20 protein-coding genes and 2 pseudogenes are annotated in these 17,762 nt (G+C 61.1%); 4 read left to right on the forward strand and 18 right to left on the reverse strand.

The annotated features are described in order from the left end of the window. Window positions 1-361: 361 nt before the first annotated feature. From JI59_RS07830 to JI59_RS07840, 3 genes are all read right to left on the reverse strand, one after another. Window positions 362-604, reverse strand: a complete 243-nt coding sequence (locus JI59_RS07830; protein WP_007013307.1) for a DUF6117 family protein — start codon at window positions 602-604, stop codon at window positions 362-364. A 68-nt stretch (window positions 605-672) separates the two neighbouring features. Then, the gene (locus JI59_RS07835; RefSeq protein ID WP_007013306.1) at window positions 673-1,671 is read right to left on the reverse strand and encodes a DUF2493 domain-containing protein; all 999 of its coding nucleotides are present in this window, start codon (window positions 1,669-1,671) and stop codon (window positions 673-675) included. A gap of 94 nt (window positions 1,672-1,765) precedes the next feature. Beyond that, window positions 1,766-2,227, reverse strand: a complete 462-nt coding sequence (locus JI59_RS07840; protein WP_007013305.1) for a DUF736 domain-containing protein — start codon at window positions 2,225-2,227, stop codon at window positions 1,766-1,768. A 202-nt stretch (window positions 2,228-2,429) separates the two neighbouring features. Here JI59_RS07840 and JI59_RS27360 point away from each other — a divergent pair, with 202 nt between their 5' ends. Beyond that, window positions 2,430-2,639: a hypothetical protein gene (locus JI59_RS27360; protein WP_038575777.1), complete on the forward strand. Its 210-nt coding sequence runs from the start codon at window positions 2,430-2,432 to the stop codon at window positions 2,637-2,639. Window positions 2,640-2,708: 69 nt separating this feature from the next. Here JI59_RS27360 and JI59_RS07850 read toward each other — a convergent pair whose 3' ends face one another. From JI59_RS07850 to JI59_RS07885, 8 genes are all read right to left on the reverse strand, one after another. Further along, entirely contained in the window at window positions 2,709-2,921 is a 213-nt protein-coding gene (locus tag JI59_RS07850; protein WP_007013303.1) for a DUF5818 domain-containing protein, read from the reverse strand. Window positions 2,922-2,986: 65 nt separating this feature from the next. Then, entirely contained in the window at window positions 2,987-3,280 is a 294-nt protein-coding gene (locus JI59_RS07855; protein ID WP_007013302.1) for a type II toxin-antitoxin system RelE/ParE family toxin, read from the reverse strand. After that, window positions 3,280-3,549: a type II toxin-antitoxin system ParD family antitoxin gene (locus JI59_RS07860; RefSeq protein WP_038575778.1), complete on the reverse strand. Its 270-nt coding sequence runs from the start codon at window positions 3,547-3,549 to the stop codon at window positions 3,280-3,282. Before JI59_RS07860 ends, JI59_RS07855 begins: the two co-directional genes overlap by 1 nt. A 365-nt stretch (window positions 3,550-3,914) precedes the next feature. Then, window positions 3,915-4,229 carry a hypothetical protein gene (locus JI59_RS27625; RefSeq protein WP_238532531.1) on the reverse strand — a complete coding sequence of 105 codons (315 nt, stop codon included), beginning with the start codon at window positions 4,227-4,229 and terminating at the stop codon, window positions 3,915-3,917. 394 nt (window positions 4,230-4,623) lie between these two features. Beyond that, window positions 4,624-5,082, reverse strand: coding sequence for a hypothetical protein (locus JI59_RS07870; protein ID WP_007013299.1), 459 nt, complete (start codon window positions 5,080-5,082; stop codon window positions 4,624-4,626). Beyond that, on the reverse strand, window positions 5,066-6,874 hold the full coding sequence (locus JI59_RS07875; protein ID WP_007013298.1) for a site-specific integrase: 1,809 nt from the start codon (window positions 6,872-6,874) through the stop codon (window positions 5,066-5,068). The genes JI59_RS07870 and JI59_RS07875 overlap by 17 nt, the downstream gene beginning before the upstream one ends. Window positions 6,875-6,878: 4 nt before the next feature. Further along, window positions 6,879-8,696, reverse strand: a complete 1,818-nt coding sequence (locus tag JI59_RS07880) for a site-specific integrase (protein ID WP_007013297.1) — start codon at window positions 8,694-8,696, stop codon at window positions 6,879-6,881. Beyond that, complete coding sequence (locus JI59_RS07885; RefSeq protein WP_239000604.1) at window positions 8,689-9,801, reverse strand: tyrosine-type recombinase/integrase; 1,113 nt, start codon at window positions 9,799-9,801, stop codon at window positions 8,689-8,691. The genes JI59_RS07880 and JI59_RS07885 overlap by 8 nt, the downstream gene beginning before the upstream one ends. A gap of 211 nt (window positions 9,802-10,012) precedes the next feature. Here JI59_RS07885 and JI59_RS07890 point away from each other — a divergent pair, with 211 nt between their 5' ends. Genes JI59_RS07890 through JI59_RS07900 form a run of 3 tightly spaced genes read left to right on the forward strand, consistent with a single transcriptional unit; the run spans window position 10,013 to window position 12,344 of the window. Next, on the forward strand, window positions 10,013-10,519 hold the full coding sequence (locus JI59_RS07890; RefSeq protein ID WP_238532530.1) for a TIR domain-containing protein: 507 nt from the start codon (window positions 10,013-10,015) through the stop codon (window positions 10,517-10,519). A gap of 5 nt (window positions 10,520-10,524) precedes the next feature. After that, window positions 10,525-11,685 (forward strand): toll/interleukin-1 receptor domain-containing protein, encoded by a 1,161-nt coding sequence (locus tag JI59_RS07895; protein ID WP_007013294.1) that lies wholly within the window; start codon window positions 10,525-10,527, stop codon window positions 11,683-11,685. Between the two features lie 2 nt (window positions 11,686-11,687). Then, window positions 11,688-12,344 (forward strand): SLOG domain-containing protein, encoded by a 657-nt coding sequence (locus tag JI59_RS07900; RefSeq protein ID WP_038575783.1) that lies wholly within the window; start codon window positions 11,688-11,690, stop codon window positions 12,342-12,344. A gap of 16 nt (window positions 12,345-12,360) precedes the next feature. Here the strand turns inward: JI59_RS07900 and JI59_RS07905 are convergent, their stop codons facing one another. From JI59_RS07905 to JI59_RS07935, 7 genes and pseudogenes are all read right to left on the reverse strand, one after another. Beyond that, window positions 12,361-12,915, reverse strand: a complete 555-nt coding sequence (locus JI59_RS07905; RefSeq protein ID WP_038575785.1) for a toll/interleukin-1 receptor domain-containing protein — start codon at window positions 12,913-12,915, stop codon at window positions 12,361-12,363. A gap of 46 nt (window positions 12,916-12,961) precedes the next feature. Next, window positions 12,962-13,567: a TIR domain-containing protein gene (locus JI59_RS07910; RefSeq protein WP_238532529.1), complete on the reverse strand. Its 606-nt coding sequence runs from the start codon at window positions 13,565-13,567 to the stop codon at window positions 12,962-12,964. Between the two features lie 91 nt (window positions 13,568-13,658). Then, a complete protein-coding gene (locus JI59_RS07915) occupies window positions 13,659-14,030 on the reverse strand; it encodes an adenine nucleotide alpha hydrolase family protein (RefSeq protein ID WP_038577287.1) in 372 nt (123 codons plus the stop codon). Between the two features lie 5 nt (window positions 14,031-14,035). Next, window positions 14,036-14,323, reverse strand: coding sequence for a DUF5983 family protein (locus JI59_RS07920; RefSeq protein WP_007013289.1), 288 nt, complete (start codon window positions 14,321-14,323; stop codon window positions 14,036-14,038). Window positions 14,324-14,395: 72 nt separating this feature from the next. Next, window positions 14,396-14,773: pseudogene (locus JI59_RS07925) on the reverse strand (hypothetical protein); the annotation flags it as partial. 85 nt (window positions 14,774-14,858) lie between these two features. Further along, window positions 14,859-16,706 carry a reverse transcriptase/maturase family protein gene (locus JI59_RS07930; RefSeq protein ID WP_007013286.1) on the reverse strand — a complete coding sequence of 616 codons (1,848 nt, stop codon included), beginning with the start codon at window positions 16,704-16,706 and terminating at the stop codon, window positions 14,859-14,861. Between the two features lie 613 nt (window positions 16,707-17,319). Then, window positions 17,320-17,670 (reverse strand): annotated as a pseudogene (locus tag JI59_RS07935) (hypothetical protein); the annotation flags it as partial. Window positions 17,671-17,762 lie beyond the last annotated feature (92 nt).

Genomic DNA, 17,762 nt, shown 5'->3' on the forward strand with positions numbered 1-17,762 from the left:
CGAGCGCCGGGGTCAAGGACCGGGCGCAGCCCGGCCGCGAAGCGGGCGACGGAGGAACCGATTTGCGAAGCAAATTGGAGGGGCCGTCGATCCTTGAGGCCGGGGCTGACCCCGTGCCAGACTTGGACTTGTTGGAAGAGAGAATAATACACGGGCGCCTGCCCCATACGCCCGAGCCCTGGCATGGGCTCGATGCCCATGACGGGGCTTTTGCATGGTTCACGGGTGTGTCTTTACCGGTGGGATCAGCGGAAGGTCTGAATTCCCCGGCAGCACAAAAATGGGCTGGCGCGCGAGGAGTGCGGCCAGCCCGAATTGTCCGGTTCAGTCGCGCGGACGAACCATGTCTACCCCGGTGTCGTCACGCGCGCGGCTGTGTCCCATCGCCCGGATCGGGCGGAATATAATCCTCGAAAGGGTTCCCATCGCAGAGATGTCCAAACGGGGTCATGACGTAATCGCCTTCGTCGCGGCCCACGGCCGTGACGACGTAGCGGGGCACACCGGTCCGGGCATCGGTGCACTCCAGGAGCGCGAGATTGCCATCGGCTGCTGCGCGAAGCAGGGTTTCGAAATTGCGGCGATAGGGTTCGGGGATTGCCATGCGAACCTCCTGCTATGGAAGTATGATGGGGCGGGCCGATGGCCCAGCCCTCGATGATCAGGCCGACTTCACGCCCTCATACGCGGAACAACGGTGTCAGCGATCTGGTCCGTCTTGCGGAACGCATGGATCGGGACATTGGCCTCGCGCAGAACCTGATAGAGATTCGCCTGAAGGCCCGATCCTTCGCACAGTAGCGCTTCGACCGGCTTCAATTCAGCAAGCTTGCGGTTGCGGGTAAACGCCGTCTTGCGTCCCGAACCATAGAGCCCGTAGGCGACCAGAGGCACACTGTTTTCCGGGCGCGCGGCCCAGGCCGCCGCGATCGCATCGGCGCCCTTTCGCTGCCCGGTCGTCACCAATGTCATGTGCGGCACGCGCGCCTTGATCTCGTCAAGCCGCGCCCACAGCGTCTCCCAATCATGCCATTGAGCTGGGCCGGAGAACACCACAACAGGTCCCCTGGGACTGTGCTTCTCGCGCGCGGCCAGTTCACGGGCGCGCAGAAAATCGAGCGCTGCGATCTGGCTGGCGGACGAAGCTGAGGAGGCCTTGCTGCCGCGCGCCGGGGACCATGGCCAGCCCGACTGCACGCGGTACATCTCGGCGGCATAGTCGCGCATGCATTCAATCGCGGTGCGCTGTTCGGCCAGCGACTGGCACAGGAGCTGCTTCTCTTCGAGCTCGTTGTTGTAGACTTCACTCATGTCGGGATGGCGCGCCAGATCACCCAGTTCGAGGGCAATAGCGTCCTCACGCCGTTCCAGTTTTCCGGCAACGAAGTGGAAGCTGTTGACGAAGCCCCAGGCGATTTCGGGGGCGAGCGGTTCGAGCCGGGTTCCGGTGAACAGGTCGAAGATCGCGGCGATGACGCCGCCGCATTCGGCCTGCGCCGCGAAGGGTTCGGGCATGTCATGTTCGCCCGGTTCCTCGCCCGGCTGGGTGATGGAAACAGCAAGCGGGTCGCCAAACGCCGCCTGGAATTCCGGGGTGGCGGTCATCTCGGCATAGAGGCTCTTGAGGTCGGCGAAGCGATCGACGCTGCGCGTGAGATTGGTGCTGGTCATGGCAGGGTGCCTTTCACGTCTCGGGATCTGGACAAGAAAAGGCCGGAGGCGCTGATTGCGCCCCCGGCCTTCGCAAGGTGCTGTTCGTGCAGGATCAGAACAGCGGTTCGTCGCCTTCGTCGGCACCGGCGCCCATCAGCGCGCCATCGGCTCCTGCGGTGCTGCTGCCGAAGCCTTCCTGCCCACGCTCATCGTAGGAGCGCTGCATTCCACCGAAACCGCCGGCAAACTCGGACCGCATGGTCTCGCGCCGCCAGGCGATGGTGTAGCCGCCGTCTTCGGTCGGGAAGAGCGCGACGGGCAGCGGTTCGGGAAGACCCGGATCATCGACCGATCCGGCAAGGAAGGCTTCTCCGGTCTTTTTCGAGAAAGCCTCCCACAGCGCGCCGATCTGCACCCAGCGCCGGGCGACGTTGAGCGCCAGGATCTCGTAGGCGGGCGCACGGTCGCTCATGCTCTCGACCTTGCGCAAACCGATACGCGGCAGATCGATGGTGCGGGTTGCGATGGAGCCAGTGAGGCGGCCATTGACGCTGCGGATTTCTCCAATGTTCATGATCTTAACTCCTTGATGTCGCTCTCGAACCATTTCTTCGCGACATCTTCTCCGAACCTCCTCTCCTCTTGATCCCGCCCTCGCGGCCTTACCCCTGCGTGGCCGGGCGCACCGCCCTCGCCTCCCGCGCCGCGCCATCATCCGGCCGTCCGCAAACCTCAGCGGACTGGCCTGCTATGCACTTCAGGGGTATTCTTCGGCGATGGACTCGGAAACGCTTCGCACTGTGGCGGACCTTGCCCGCAAGCGCGTAGCGCGCGGGTGTTCAGGCGCGCATAGCGACGGCATGATGCGGCTGGGCGCGGCGCGCGCCCTCACCCAGCTTGCTGTGGATCTGGAAGTTTCCGCGGCCGAACTTGAGCGTCGCTCTGGTTCAGGACGAAAACGTTCCCAACCGACGAACCGTACCTGACCGGACGAAACGCTCGCGGTTCAGGATCTTCCGGATCTCTGATCACGGTCGCAATGTACGCGCTGAGGTTCAGGCGGAAGCGGGAGCGATCCAGGTCAACGTGAGGCGGTCAGGTCCGACCATCTGGCCTTCAGCGACAACCTGCTGGTCATGGAATGGGGCGAGATCTTCCTCGGAAACGAGGAAGATCAATTCCCCATCGCCCGTTTCGAGAACGGCGCTGCGGCCGTTGAGACGAAGCAAGCCGCTAAGGCGGCGATAGGTAGGATGGTGCGAGGCCATCAGACGGCAGCTCCTGAGGATGGGGCGCCGATACGGCAATTGAGTCGCGGCATTGGAGTTACTGCCTAACTGGAAAAGAGGATCGCGCCGACATCGCGGGCCCCATGCAGAATACGCTCAATACGGATGACCCTGTCCAGGGTGCTGTAGAAGATCACATAGCTACCGTGCGGTCTGGAGCGCAGCCCGGGACGAAGGTCGAAACGAGCACTCCCGGACTCGGGGAAATCGACAAGCCTGGCACATGCCGCTTCAAGTTCGTCAACAAAGGTGAAAGCCCGCGGAACATTGTCGCGAGCGATGAAGGCGGCAATATCGACAAGGTCTGCTTCCGCCGCGGGCGAAAACTGCAGATGCATCAACTATCCCTGGCGGCGGCGGCGATATCAGCGATCCGCTTGCGTGCGTTCGCGAATGCCTGCTCAGCGGGAATGCCCGGACCGCTGGCCGCACCATGCTCGATCTCGGCGCGGAGCGCGTCGAGCCGGGCCTGACGCATGGCGTCCTGTTCCTCGAGCAAGCGGAGGCTATCGCGAACGACCTCGCTGGCGGACGCGTAGCGACCGCTGTTCACCTGGCTCTTGATGAAGCCCTCGAAATGGGCACCCAAGGTAAAGCTGGAAGGCATGATCAAACTCCTCTGGCGGGGAGAAATATCACTTTATGATACATGAAGGCAAGTCTTCCACAGGCAGGCAAGCGTGCGGAAACCTGCTTCAGCTTGAGCTTATGCAATGAGTGCGACGATGCGCTCGTCAAGCCTGGGAGCCCGACTGGACGTTCGGAATGGCTGCAACGGATCCCCCGTCCGAAGAATAAACTGGCTCACTCCGGAATGCCGGCGCCGCTGGAGTCCGACTGCGTAGCAATGATCGAAGCTCGTGAGCACTGCTCTTCGCGGGGATAGCGCTTGAGCGGGACCGTCATCACGCATGCGGTGTCTCCAATCCACGGTTCAGGGTGAACATCAATGCCTCCGGAACAAGATGATAGTCAGGCCGGCACATGGACGATTCCTGCGTTGAAGCGCTCAATCCAGTCGCGCATCGGTTGACGGTCTTCCAAGGGAACGGCCGCGGCGGCCGTCTGGAATTCGACGAGATCGACCGGGGCCCCGGCAATGATCTGGTCGACCTCGTCTGGATCGAGCAAACGCTGATCCCGGATGTAGTCCGTCATCGAACCTGGACGCGATGCGGTGGAACTACGCCACAGCCCTTCGACACTGCGCAGACGTGGCCCCGCTCGTGCCTCAACCAGCACGATCAGGCGCAAACACCAGCGGGGCAATGAGCGCAGTTCATCCACTTTCTGGGCAGCGCAAAGCCAGCAGGCCGACTTGATCGGGACGGGCAGGCCTTCCTCGCGGATGCGACTGGCGCAGCGGGCACGATCCCATCCCCATTCGCGAAGGGGATAGCGGTAGTCGAAGCGTTCGCTGATGTGCCCTTCGCGATGCGCGTATCGGCGGCTATCGGCGGGAGATGCATCATAGCCGATAAGCTTGAGGACCTTGCCGCCGCTCCGCCAGCAATCCTGCGCCGGCTTCCAGTCGGAGACCCATTGGTCCTGCGGCTGTATCTTCCACTTCTGCGAGCATTAGGTCTGGATCGACCTGTCTTATTGGCCTCGCAAAGCTCGCATTTCCGTCGTTCCTTCACCCTCTCCCCTTGCATGACGCCCGATTAGGGCGTGACCGCCTTCAGGCAGCAGAGGGATCGGGCGCTCCGGCGTTGGTGCGGATCGGAACGGGCCGGCGCATCCGATCGAGTTCCTGCACGAGTTGCGCATTGCGGCGTTCGAGCCGTTCCGCCCGCTGCTCGGCTTCGACAGCGCGCTTCAGCAGGCTGGCATTATGTGTCGCAAGGGCGATGTTCCTGGCTTCAGCATCGCGAAGAGCAGAGCGTGTGCGATCAGCCTCGCCTGCGGCCGTTTCAGTGGCCCCCTCACGCTGCGACTGAAGCTCACGCAGGGCGTCGAGAACGCCGGGATGGTGGGTATAGATGATGTTGCGGCCGACCCCGGCTGCTCGTGCGAGCCCGGCGACCGTTGGCGCGGTGGACGCGTTATTAGCGAGGACGCCAAGGGCTTCGCGCAGGCGTGCATCGGTGTTCGCCCGCCGACGGGCTTGTGGGGTGGACAGATCAGTCTCGGACGCCATCGGCATTTCCTTTGTCGAGCTGGGCCAAGATGCGGAGAGATTCCTGGATGCGTGCTTCGGCAAGCGCGCGGCTCTCGGCATCGAGGTCATCGCGCTGGGTCAGCGCGGTGTTACGTTCAAGGCGCGCCTCCCAGACCGGCCTATGCCGGTCAGTCACGGCGAAGTTGGCGCAACTTGAGCAGGTGCTTTGCGTGCGAAGCACTGGGTTCGGCTCGCGCTCGCCGCCGAGGCAAGCGGATGTCTCCCGGCGGTAAAGGCAATAGCCCCAGTCGCAGACGCCGAGGCGCATATCCGTTTCGGCGAGGATTTCGGTAATATAGGCATCGACATCGCCCGATCCCGTGCGCCCGCGGAACGGCGATCGCTCGGAGAGCATGACGCCCGCCTTCCCCGCAACGTGCGGAGCCAGGAGCAGGTCTTCCAGCGCCTTGCGGGTTTCTTCGGCGGCCTGCTCGTCGATCAACTCGGCAAGCTCGAAGTCGGTGCCGACATAGGCCCGGTCGGTCATCGCGCGGTGGACATGTCCGAGATGGCGTTGCAGCGCCGTCAGGCCGGTGCGGTCGCGCCGCCCGATGAACCGCGAGAACGTCTTGCGCCCCTGATAGGTGGTCAGGCGCCAGGTGCCGCCTTGGTGGTCCGGCAAGGCGAGGAACGGCGCAAGCCGCTCGTTCAAGCGGACATTGACCATGGGTGACCGCAGTCGGGCGACGGGCATCATCGTCGGGAGCGGTGATCGTCCCCGACCGAGCTGGTGGAGCCAGAGATTCTTCTCGCCGCTGAGTTCGCGGAGCGGAGCGGAGAGACGCTCGAGTATGTGGATTGCGCGCTGGACCGGCTCGGGCGCGAGCCAACGGTGGAGGTCGCCATGTTCCGTCAGCGACGTCTTCGTGATCGTGCCGACCAGATAGACGTGTTCCTCGCCGTCTTCGTCGGTCGCGCGCCGTTCGAGGCAGCCCTCTTCAAGCCTGAGTATCTCGGAGGCGCGCGCGCCAACAAGATAGGCGATGACAGTGAAGCAGGCATCGCCAAGCCGGTCGAGCATGAACGCCAGGCGGCGCAGTGGCCATTCCGGATTCGGATACCGATCGGCGCAGGGACATGGCTCGGCCAGCATCGCGCGTCTGATATGCCAGTGGAGCATTCGTCCCTGGTGCCGTGGTCGGAGCCGTTCATACAAGTCTGCGAGACGGTCGCGCAGGGCGATTATCTGGTCCGCCGGATCGCCGAGCAACTCGATTGCCCCGCTGATCAGCGGCACGGCGATCTCGTCAGGGGTATAGGGATGACCGCCATAAGGCTTCCAGTGCCGCTTCCCGACCGAGGCGGCGCGAGGCGGTGCCGTCGGCGGCGCGTCGTCCAGCTTGTCGCGCTGCATATGGAAGGTGCGGATCGTGCCGAGATGGCCTTCGGCGGTGCTGAGCGAAAGCAACGCGCCGTTCCTGCCCGGGCGCGCGCGCAGCATCGCCACGAAGCGACCCACGGTGTCCTGATCGAGATCCCTGAAGCGTCGGACGTTTTCCGCCGCCATCCACCGGGCAAGGAAGCGGATATGACTGAAGTGGCCGCGGATCGTTTCCTTTCGGAGCGGCATCCGGCCTTCGGGTGGATCGTGCCGCAGCGAGAGCAGGAACAGTTCGGCCGCGTGCCGGAGCAGCGTCCACTGATCGTCGCTGAACCGGCTTCCGTCCGGCATTTCGAACCCCCAGTTGAACGTCATCGCGGCGGGCACGCCTTCGTTCCCGAGCAATGGAGCCGGAACCTGGGTGAACGTGGATGTCGGGACGGAGGCCATGAGGCTATTCCAAGTCCGGCAGCGAAGGCAGGGCGCACATGAGCCGTTCGGCGTCTGGCATCATCTCGGGCGGGAATGCCGGTAGCAGGTCTTGCGTCAGCACCTGAAGGCTGGGCGCGTAAAAGAGGCCGAACCGGATCGGGTCGATCCGCTCCCGCGCAGCTTCAAGATGCCAGGTGGCCTGGACGATCCGCGCGAGATGATCCGGGTCGATCGGGACGATCAGGCCCGGACAGGCAAGGCAGCCTCCCAGTTTCGGGCACACGCGACCAGGATGGGCATGTCCGCTGTCAGTCGGGCGAAGGCAGTCGTGGCCGAACAGCGCCGTCACCGGCGCGCCGGTATCCGCGCCTCTATGTTGCGAGCGATCCGAGATTGTCTCGCCGCGGACCCATGTGATCATCAGCGCCTGAAGTCGGGCGATCGTATCGCGTTCGAGGCGGCGAACGGCATCGCCGTCGACGTAGATATCTGTGGTGGCGACACTCGCATGATTAAGGACCGCCTTGGCCGCCATGATGTCGCCCTGCGATGCAGTATAATGGGCGCTTGCCATGCTGCTGCGGAACAGCTTGGGCGAGAAGTCGGGAAGCAGCGCACGAGGCTTTTCGGGATGCGCTTCGTTCCACGAGGCGATTGCAGCGTTCTGGCGCTCGTAGAAGCGCAACATTGCCGATCGCAACGTGGCCTGCACGATATGGCCGGCGTGATGATCACGCTCGAGGCGGCCAGTCGTCATGAGGAAGCGATGCAGGAACAGCCGATCGCGGCTGGACGGTTCCACATGCGGCAACAACGGCGCCGTCATCGCAAGGAGCTTTTCTATCAGGCGAGGCGCCGCATAGGGCCGGCGATTGTCGAATGACCGCCGTTGCATGCGTTTCACCTTACCGCCGGCGCGGGGTTTCACCCACTCTACCATGACGCGATGCCGCTCGAGCGGATGGGGCACCAGGCAGTCGCGCTTGATCTGGCGTAGCGGACCGGCATTTGCCGCCGTCTGGATCAGCAGCACGATATAGAACGCAACCAGCGTGTCGGTCGTGACGTGGAGATAGCTTTCCAGCTCACGGAACCCGCCTGCGTCGGCGATCCGCTGCCGATCGGGCTTGTTAAGGTCCGAGCCTCGGGCGGGCGGCATGACGCCGTGGCCGAGGCGGTGGAGCTTCCATATCCAGCGATCCCGTTCGGCGGTCCGGCCACCATGGAGCGGCAAGTTCGGAAGAGCGACGATGGTTTGCCCGTGCTGGAACTTGTCCCAGGCAGTGTCGATCTCGGCATAGCAGACTGCCAGCAGGGCACGCATTGCGGAGGTCGTCAGCCTGTCTTGCGGTAGCCGCTGGACGCCGGCGAGCGGGATCGCATTGTTGGGAACGGCGAAGCCCGGTGCGAACAAGCCGGGATTGTCCGCGATCGCGCGCTTAAGGACCGGCCGGATCATACCGAGCTGACCGGATTGCGACTGGACGCCGCGCCTGCGCCCGTTGGTGGGCTTCGCCAGCCATGTAATGAACCGGCGGATCGTCGCTGTATCGAGGTCAACCGCGCGCCTGACACGCCCATCTTCGCACAGGAACCTGCCGAACACGCGGAGCGCGAACCAGCGTGAGGTGCGGGTGGCGGCGCTGGACGCCACATCATGATCGCGGAAGGCGCGCGAGATAGCTGCGCTGATGTCGTCCGGCATTCCGAGCAGCGCCGGGTCGAACCGTTGAACGATCCTGCCCCATTCGTCGCGGAACTGGATTTCGGCGATCTCCGCCGGATGGTCCGCCGGCGTCGGTTCGAGCCGAAGCGTCCGATCGAGGCGGTTCCTAACCATCGGCCGGGATCAGCTCGCCATAGAGATAGGCGAGGCTTTCGCTCAGGTCGCGCTCGTGCAGTTCGACACAGCGCAGATAGATCGCCGTCGTCGTGATCGAAGCGTGGCCGAGCAGCACCTGCACGACCTTGAGCGGGTTGAGGTTGGGATTGGTGCGGGCCTGGACCTGGAGACGGGCCAGCATCGCCATCGCAAAGGTGTGCCGGAGCCAGTGCAGTGTGCCCTGCAGCCCGGAAGCGGCAAACGCTTCGGCAAGCTGCGCCGTCAGGAGCTTGCGCGTCATCGCCCGTCCATGCTCGTTCAGCAGGAGATTGGACGGCGCGCGATAGCGCCGGTCGGAACGGCGGATACGGCGGACGATCCGGGCGCGTTCCTCGCCGATATACCAGTGCGTATGATCGAGCAGCCGAAGCGGCGGATAGACCGTCCTTGGCCGGTCGCCCTTGGTGATGTGCAGCGGCACGCCAACCAGCGGGTCGATGCCGAGGTCGAGTGGCCAGCTATCGGGGATCTGGTCGACGGCAAGCGCGCAAAGTTCCTTGCGGCGCAGACCCGCCCCGAGCGCCCATTGCGCGGCAAGTCGGGCGGTAGGCCTGAGATGCGCGAACAGCCGCGCCAGTTCGTCGGCGCGCAGCGGCCGTGGCAGCTTTTCGGGGCGCGAGACGATCAGCTCGTTGAACTGGCGCCGCTGCAAGCCTGGGCGATAGGAACCGTCAAGCATCAGCGTCATCTTCTCGGTCAACCGGAACGGGCAATGGTCGATCAGCCCCCGGTCGAGCGCCCAACCGTAGAAGCGGCAGACGGTCGAGACGCGCGCATTGATCGTGGTCCGGGCATAGGGCCGCCCGGTATGCGTGCTGGGATTCTCCAGCATCCGGTTGCGATAAGCAGCGATGACACGCTCGTCGGCCTCGCGCCATTCGATCCCCGATTGTTCGAGCGAGTCGAACCAGTCGTGGAGATGTTCGCCATAGGTCCGGACGGTTTCAGACGCCTGCGCGCGGCCGCTCAGTTCGGCCTGCTCCATGAGCCAGACGAAGGCAGGCTCGATGATCGCCATGTCGGCGTCGAACAGGATCGGGAAGCCAAGTGGGACATTGGGCATGCCAGAGAATGCCCGAATCATTGATACCACGGGCTATCTCCCTCGCCCGCACAGATGCGATTTCGAAAGTAGCGCAATATGGCCGGTTTGACCGACGCATTTCGATGGAATGGGCGGTTTCCTCGTCATGTCGAAGGGTGTCGTTGCGACTCGACACCAACCACTCACCGTGGCTGCTGACACTTGGCTCCCGCCTTGATATGAGTGAACGATGATCGAGGGGGAAGTGGTGGCACGTCGGGTATTCTTTAGCTTTCACTATGACCGTGACGTTCGACGGGTCGTGCAAGTCCGCAATTCCTGGGTGGTTCGGCCCGGTGGCGAAGCCCAGCCCTTCTATGACAAGGCAGAGTTCGAAGAGGCGAAGAAACGAGCAGGCGGCATAGAAAAATGGATCGAGGAGCAGCTCAAAGGTACGTCCGTGACTGTGGTGCTGTTTGGCGCGGAGACGTATGACCGTGAATGGGTCCGGCACGAGATCAAGAGAAGCTACGAGCTTGGAAAAGGCCTCTTGGCCATCGACATCCATAGCGTAAAAGATCCGCAACTTGGGATTGATCGTCAGGGGACCAACCCACTCAGCTATTTTACAATTAAGCAGAATGGCCGGGATGTTCCGCTTTCGAACCTATACGGGGCGTATGATTGGGTTCGGGATAACGGCTATGTCAACATGCCGGCTTGGATTGAAACTGCAGCAAAGGCGGCCGGTCGCTGACATCAATGAGTATCTATGAATTGGCCATACTTGGCGCCGTAACGCCCGGGGATCGCGCAACACTAACCGCGACGCTCGCCGATATCGTTTCCGACTTCGGATTGACGTTGGGCGACGATGTAGTTGTGCATAATGCGGACACGCTGAGTGGACGACACAAACCAGCAGCATTCGCGTGTGCGTATTTCGGAGGAAACGCCCAACAAGATCTGGAGGCGGCCCAGGAACTCATCCGAGCGAGCGCGCCCATCATTCCCACCATCGCCGCCGGCGCAGACTTCAATGTTCACATCCCCCAGTTTCTCCAGCCCATCAACGGGCTAACGCGGCGCGCTGACGATCCAGCGATGACAGAACTCGCATCGGCGATGCTGGAATGCGTTGGCCTGCTCCGCCGACAGCGACGGGTATTTGTCAGCTATCGACGCGTTGAATCCCGAGCAGCTGCGTTGCAACTCCACGATCTCCTCGCATCCCGCGGATTCGACGTTTTCCTGGACACACACGATATTAGGCCCGGCGATCCGTTCCAAGATGTGCTTTGGCACAGGCTCGTCGATTCTGATGTTATGGTTATGCTCGACACTCCAACTTATTTTGATAGCCGATGGACGCGACAAGAAATAGGAAGAGCACGCGCAAAGGAGATTCAAGTTCTTCGTGTCATTTGGCCTGCACATACACCGAACAAGCTGACTGATCTTGCAGAGACCATTTATCTTGATCCAGAAGAACTCGAGGGGGCGGATGGACCGATAGTAGCAAAAACGGCCGACGCAATCGTTCTTGAGGTGGAACGGCTACGAAGCCGAAGCATCGCATCTCGATATATGTCGATAACCGGCAAGCTTCGCGCTGACGTCGAAAAAATTGGAGCATCGGTGGAAGGCGTCGGCGCACACCGAGCCGTCGCTGTGCGATTGCTGGATGGTCAAAAGATTTGGGCATATCCGATTGTTGGAATCCCCACGGCCGAAATTTTGAACGATGTGGCCGATAAGGCGCGACGAGCGGAACAGCAGGAGATACCGGTACTGGTCTACGATCATATCGGCATCCGTGATGCATGGAATGCCCACCTCCGATGGCTTGGAGAGCATATTCTCGCGGTCCGCACGATTAAGGTTTCCGAAGCCGGATGGGCTCTCGCAGCATGGGAGAATTGACCATGGCTGAGGCCATTTTCCTATCGGCAGGTGTGCCAGATCCGAAGCGAGGGCCACAATATGCGGCGACCGCCGACACTGTCGCGATTACGGCCGCAGTTTCCGCTTTGGTGCACGTCACACTTGGTCGCAGACTTCTTGTTTGGGGTGGACAACCCGCAATCACACCGATGATCTGGGTGGTCTCTCAAGACATCGGAGTAAATTACGGACATTGGGTACGGCTCTATCAGTCCCGCCATTTCGAGGATGAATTCCCCGAGGACAACGAGCGATTCAATAACGTGATTTATACAGACGAGGTTGAGAAGGATCGGGAGAAGAGCCTGCTTGCCATGCGCGAGCGCATGTTTTCCGAACACAAGTTCAAAGCAGCGGTATTCATTGGTGGTATGGGTGGGATCGTACAAGAGTACGAAATGTTTCGACGCCTGCAACCAGAGGCTGCAGTGATACCAGTAATCTCCACGGGCGGCGCGACGCTTGAAGTGGGGGCGCAAGTTGGGTCTCTAGCGCCCGACCTAGCGGAAGACCGAGACTATGTTGCGTTATTTCACCGCCACCTTGACGTTTCCGTCCGAGAGGAGCGCTTCGAAAGCCCGGCCCTCCAACCGGCTGTCGTTGAGGAGCGATTTTGGCAGCCCCCTGCCACTGCTTAAACGGGGTGGGAACTCATCATTCGCCAGCCAGCCATTCGCTGAGCTCCGTAGCTGTGTTCCTTTTCTCGTCGAGAACCATCCAGACACGCTTTTGATGACCCTGTAGATCCCCCCAGACAATGCGGCGGTATAATCCCAGATACTCCCACGATGCCCATGCTTGCTCATGCGAGCTGTCGGATGCCGGGAACAGCGCGATCTTCGTCAGCCCTTTATACCCATCGGCCACGCCCAACTCCCAGGGCACCCAACGGCTGTCCTTGCTGTTCTTGCTTGCAAGAAGGACGAAGCGCTTGGTCTGGCGAATACGGCTCTTTAACAGCCCCGCCGTTTCCTCCGTCGTGTATGGGGGCATTTCCGGGTCGATTTCATCGACATAGACCCTGGCTCCGTGCCCTTCCAACACACGAATAGCGCCAACGACCAAATCATCATCTTTGCTTGAGTGCGAAAGAAATGTGGTGCCTGAGAGGCTACGAGAAGCAGCAGATTTTCTGAGACTTGCCTGTTCGCTAACATTTAACTTATCGGCAAAATTCCGAAGCTCGGATTTTGTAATGTATTCGATCATAATCGAAACTCTATCATCGAATATCGCACGAATTCACGGAGTTCCATCAGTTCTTTGAGCGGATCGCTATCGCGTCCTCAATCCAGCTCTCGATCCCGTTTTTGATCGAATCATAGACTGCCTTGCTATCTGTGCCTGAAGGGGTGACCAGCTTCGCTATGGACGATAGCTTTTTCCCGGTATTTCCATAGCCGACTTCGTCAAACGGATTGCTACCAGCCGCGCACGAATTCCCGTCGTGGCCGAGAAGTTTGTTTATCCGAATGCCGACCACTCCTTTGCCGGCATCCCAGCCTTTAACGATCTCGCGGATTACCCAAGGGCGGCTCGCTGTTTCAGAACCGACAAGCACCACCACACAGCTCTTGCCGTACATGTTGTCATCGATCCATTCTTCGATGGAGGCCTTGCCCTTCCGCTTGACCTCTTCCCATGCATTCGCGGTGCAAAGAGTCTGCCCTTCAAGAGCACCGATGTTACGCACTTGCTGGGTGCGCCAAAAATCGTTCGCGAAGTGGAAACTGAAGAAAACGCGCCGCGCCATAAGGCCCCCTTTTGTTCTCCGGTCTTCTACAAGCCCAGGCTTTGTTTCGCCAGTGAAATCGATCCTGAAATGATCTGCTCGCGAATGAAGTGCGGTAATTGAGTCCAAGCGGATTCATCCGGCAATCAGGCGTCGCTGCGCGACGCGAGTGACGGGCCGACCACCGCCAGCTCTTTGGGTTAGCGCGGCGGTCGGCCCGTCACTCATCGCGAGCAAAAGAGACAGTCTCTGAAGCCGGACCTAAGCTGCAACTGTGGCGCCCGAAGCTGATCGAGGGCAGCGTGGCGTTTGTGAGACAGTTTTCAAGCAAGGTGAAGTACGGTGGCCAATGCTTGAAACGGCGAGGGGTATAGCGCACCACATGGTGCTCGATGCCTCGCTCATCCATCCATTGCTGGAACAGGGGCAGGAAGGCGTAAGTCTCTTCGCGTTCGGTGCCGGTATCGGCAGTGAGGACCGCGGAAAGCGGCATGCCCCTTGCGACCCACTCGATGATCATCGCCGTGCTGTCGATTCCCATGCTCCAGGCCGCAACGACAGGCACGCCGTGCGGAACTTGCGCAGGACTCATGCCGTTCACCACGGGAACACCGGCAGGCCATCGACAGTGTCGGAATCACAGTCGAACAATAGATGATCGCATCCCAGATCGCGGGCGAACCGCATGGCCGCCAGAAGCTCCAGGGGAACCTTCCGACGGTACGGTTCGGGGATTTCGCGGCTGGCCACGAACCAGCCTTCATGTGTCGATGCGACAGCCAGGGGCCGAAGCGAGCGATCAAGAGCGGCCCAGGCATCAAGCCGCTCGGCTGTGCTCAGGCACACATGCGATGTGCTGAGAACGAGATAGCGCCCGAATTCCACAGGCACCTCCAACGGTTATGGAATGGAGACGTGCCGGCCAATGCGAGGATCACGTGGCCGGCACGTGGCGGTTCAATTGACCTTTTCGAGGATCTTGCGCGCCTTGCCCTCGATCTCGAGCCGGGCGTCCTGGTTGGTCTTGCTGCGCGCGTGGGCGGTAATCCCCTGCACGAAGTCATAAAGGCTCTCGGGTGGGCGACCTTCCTCGGCGAGCACGCTGGCGATGATCTTGCCGGTCTCGGCCTTGGAAAAGCCGCGCTTCCTCAGGAAGTCCTCGCGGTCCTCGTCCTTGCGGGCAACGATACGCTCGCGGGCCTGCTTGATGCCGTGGACGAAGCTTCGGGGCGAGGAATCCGCGAAGTGCGCCAAGGCAGGTGCAGCCTCATGCGCGAAACGGTTTGCGGCAAACTTCGAATGGCGGATATTAATCTCCTCGAAATCCTCGACGCCGTCGGGTAGGGGCGAGGGTTCCCGGTGGGATTGTCCTCTACCCCTCCCACGAAACCGGACTTGATAGTTTCCCATCATCCGGCTTCTACGCTTGCACCATACGATCCAGTCGTTCCTGTAGCCGTCCGGCATGATGCGCGACATGGCAGTCGCGGCAGAGCACCACACGCTTGCGCGTTCGGGCCGCCTTGATGCGGGTCCACAAGGTGGTCCCCTGCATATCACTCATCTTGCGAACGTGATGCACCTCCACCGGCACGTCTTCGGTGCCGCACGCCTGACATGCCCTTGCCCGCAGACGGTCGACAAAGTCATTCCGTCCTGCAAAGTGGATATGCGCAAACGTTTGGCGGTCAACATGCCCGGATGCCGGTGTTGGCCGAACATCCTTGAGGCGGAACATCGGCATGAAGCGCCGCTGATGGCGGCCCTCATACCACAGGCCGAGGCGATCCCCGTTCCGGAGCCTCTCTGCCGTCACCTTGACCGAACATTTATGCTTCCGCGAGATGGTCTTCATGAAGCTCCACCACCAGAGGTGATGAAGCCGTCCGACCTCATCTTTCCAGAGCGTGCCGAGTTTGTAATACTCAGCCAGCCCCCGCATCATCGCATTATATCCGGTCAGGATCGCGACATCGGAGTTGTTGATCAGTTCGCAGCGTGCCTCACCCCGGTTGATATAGATATTTCCGAGGCGTTGGCGTTCCGCAAACCGGGCAAGCCTGTCCACCGGCACGTGAAGTTGCATCCGGTCGCCAGGCAAACGCATGGTGACGGCACGGCCGCCCTTGATCATGCGTTTGGTTCGCCCATCGCCGTATGTCTTCAACTGATAGCCGAGGAACATGGCGCCCTCGTCCGCCTTCCTGATCCCGCTTTTCTCCTCAGACACCTCAAGCTTCAGGGTTTCCGCCAGATAGGTTCTGACTTCGGCCATGATACTGCGGGCATCGTCCTTGCTACCGATCACGCCGATAACGAAGTCGTCGGCATAGCGGCAGTAGCGGAGTCTGCGGTAGTTGGGGTCGAACGGGTCGAGGGCCGGCTCTTCGAGCCGTCGCCGCTCCCATTCCCTGATCTCTTCGACGAGCGCGGGGATTTCCTCCTCTTGGCCATTGGCCCGCCGCCGTTCGATCATTCTGCGTCGGATCTGGATCCGTTTCGAGGCTTCGAGATAGGCGGCACTGCGCCGTCTCGATTGCCCCTTGTCGAACCGCGCCTTCATGCCTGCCATGAACTCGTCGAGTTCATGGAGGTAGATATTGGCGAGGATCGGCGAGATCACGCCGCCTTGTGGAGCGCCGCTGAACGTCCGGTGGAACGTCCAGTCTTCAAGGTAGCCAGCCTTGAGCATCCGTCCGATCAGCCGTATCAAGCGATCATCATCAATGCGCCTGCGTAGGAGACCGAGCAGGATGTCATGGTCGATATTGTCGTAGTAGCCGACTATATCGACCTCGATCAGCCACTTCACGCCATGCCATGTGCGCCTGATTTCAGTCAGAGCGCTGTGACATGACCGCCCCCGGCGGAAGCCATGCGATTGATCGGCAAAGACCGGCTCGTAAACATGTTCGAGCAGAATCTTCACCGCCGCCTGCACCAGCTTGTCGTCGGCAGTAGGAATGCCCAACGGGCGTTTCTTCCCATTGGGTTTGGGGATGTATTGCCTGCGGGCCGGAGAGAAGCGATACGAACCGTCCAGCACGGCGGCCATGATCCGTTCCATCCTTTCGAGCGAGAAGCCGTCGAGGGTGTTATCGGGATCAATGCCGGGCGTGAGCGCCCCCTTATTGGGAGCGACCTGCTCATAGGCCCGTTCCCAGAGGGACGGACAGCCGAGCAGCCGGAACAGACCGTTGATACGCTTTCCCTGGCGTGACAGGTCGATGACCGAGTCCAGTCTCTTCTCTACGGTGAGCAGTTGCATCAGCAGACCTCCGTTATGAAGTTGAAAGACCCAGCAAGCGCGCCGCCCTTCACCCGCGCAGAGGGGATTCCCCGTCCGGTTACCCGGCCAGTTTCACCCATGCCCGTCCATCCTTGGATGGCTGTCCCGGGCATTACCCCGGGCGTTTGGCTAATATGGCGGCTCCGTCGCCTTACGGGACACCGGAGAGGTGCCCGCTTAGGCGATCCCATGTTTACACGATCAGTGAGATGCGACGTGGTTAGGTGGCCCGTTCGATCGTTGGCCTCTCGACGAGAGGTGGACCGTGCGACCAAGTTTAGGAGGACGCTATGGGGTAGTCCTCCCTTCGCACGGCATGACGCGTCAACCATTGCTGCGTCATGACTCGCATAAAGTTCCTGAATCTGGGCTTCACGCAATCCAGCATTCACCATGCACGTCTTGCCCTGACGTCCCGATAGCCTACAATGGCTTCGGCCCGGATGACGCCTTTTGCCCGACATGCTATTGTCCCCTGCCGCTTTCACGGTCGCAGCCATTGCTGGCCAAGGTAAGTCGGGTGAGCATCAGGCTGTTCTTGGTTTCCTGAGAAGTCATCCTTCACTCAATTGATCGCGCCACCATGGCGCACCCACAAGTTTCGGTTCATACACACCGCGCGAAGGTAAAACGTCGCGATTCCCAACGTCTTGGAGCCAACCTCGGAGTTCCAGGCATAGAAGCCCCGGAAGAAGAGATCGGGCTCGCCATTGGGCAGCTTGCCGGCCTCGATTGGATGGGTGTCATCGACCAGGAACAGAAAGACATCGCGGTCGGAGGCATAGAGCGTCGTCGTTTCGCTGCTGACATCGACATGGGGGTTGTAGACCATCGAGCCCCAGTCGAGCACGCCGGGGACCTTCCAACGCGTATCGCCAACGCCGTCTCCGGCAATCCGCATGACCGCGCTCACCAGTTCGTGATCCCAGATGCGGCCATTATCCCGACTCTTCAGGACCGTCTCACAGACGCAATGATGATGAGGCAGCTCCATGATCGATCGCCTTCCTGTTGGAGGTGCGATGTTTTGCCGGG

Origin of the sequence: Novosphingobium pentaromativorans US6-1 (assembly GCF_000767465.1) — a bacterium.
Taxonomy (GTDB): Bacteria; Pseudomonadota; Alphaproteobacteria; order Sphingomonadales; family Sphingomonadaceae; genus Novosphingobium; species Novosphingobium pentaromativorans.

Excerpts from the sequence above, each read along its gene's own strand:
- JI59_RS07830 (WP_007013307.1), bottom strand. The coding sequence starts at position 604 with ATGGCAATCCCCGAACCCTATCGCCGCAATTTCGAAACCCTGCTTCGC.
- JI59_RS07835 (WP_007013306.1), bottom strand. The coding sequence starts at position 1,671 with ATGACCAGCACCAATCTCACGCGCAGCGTCGATCGCTTCGCCGACCTC.
- JI59_RS07840 (WP_007013305.1), bottom strand. The coding sequence starts at position 2,227 with ATGAACATTGGAGAAATCCGCAGCGTCAATGGCCGCCTCACTGGCTCC.
- JI59_RS27360 (WP_038575777.1), top strand. The coding sequence starts at position 2,430 with ATGGACTCGGAAACGCTTCGCACTGTGGCGGACCTTGCCCGCAAGCGC.
- JI59_RS07850 (WP_007013303.1), bottom strand. The coding sequence starts at position 2,921 with ATGGCCTCGCACCATCCTACCTATCGCCGCCTTAGCGGCTTGCTTCGT.
- JI59_RS07855 (WP_007013302.1), bottom strand. The coding sequence starts at position 3,280 with ATGCATCTGCAGTTTTCGCCCGCGGCGGAAGCAGACCTTGTCGATATT.
- JI59_RS07860 (WP_038575778.1), bottom strand. The coding sequence starts at position 3,549 with ATGCCTTCCAGCTTTACCTTGGGTGCCCATTTCGAGGGCTTCATCAAG.
- JI59_RS07870 (WP_007013299.1), bottom strand. The coding sequence starts at position 5,082 with ATGGCGTCCGAGACTGATCTGTCCACCCCACAAGCCCGTCGGCGGGCG.
- JI59_RS07875 (WP_007013298.1), bottom strand. The coding sequence starts at position 6,874 with ATGGCCTCCGTCCCGACATCCACGTTCACCCAGGTTCCGGCTCCATTG.
- JI59_RS07880 (WP_007013297.1), bottom strand. The coding sequence starts at position 8,696 with ATGGTTAGGAACCGCCTCGATCGGACGCTTCGGCTCGAACCGACGCCG.
- JI59_RS07885 (WP_239000604.1), bottom strand. The coding sequence starts at position 9,801 with ATGCCCAATGTCCCACTTGGCTTCCCGATCCTGTTCGACGCCGACATG.
- JI59_RS07890 (WP_238532530.1), top strand. The coding sequence starts at position 10,013 with ATGATCGAGGGGGAAGTGGTGGCACGTCGGGTATTCTTTAGCTTTCAC.
- JI59_RS07895 (WP_007013294.1), top strand. The coding sequence starts at position 10,525 with ATGAGTATCTATGAATTGGCCATACTTGGCGCCGTAACGCCCGGGGAT.
- JI59_RS07900 (WP_038575783.1), top strand. The coding sequence starts at position 11,688 with ATGGCTGAGGCCATTTTCCTATCGGCAGGTGTGCCAGATCCGAAGCGA.
- JI59_RS07905 (WP_038575785.1), bottom strand. The coding sequence starts at position 12,915 with ATGATCGAATACATTACAAAATCCGAGCTTCGGAATTTTGCCGATAAG.
- JI59_RS07915 (WP_038577287.1), bottom strand. The coding sequence starts at position 14,030 with ATGAGTCCTGCGCAAGTTCCGCACGGCGTGCCTGTCGTTGCGGCCTGG.
- JI59_RS07930 (WP_007013286.1), bottom strand. The coding sequence starts at position 16,706 with ATGCAACTGCTCACCGTAGAGAAGAGACTGGACTCGGTCATCGACCTG.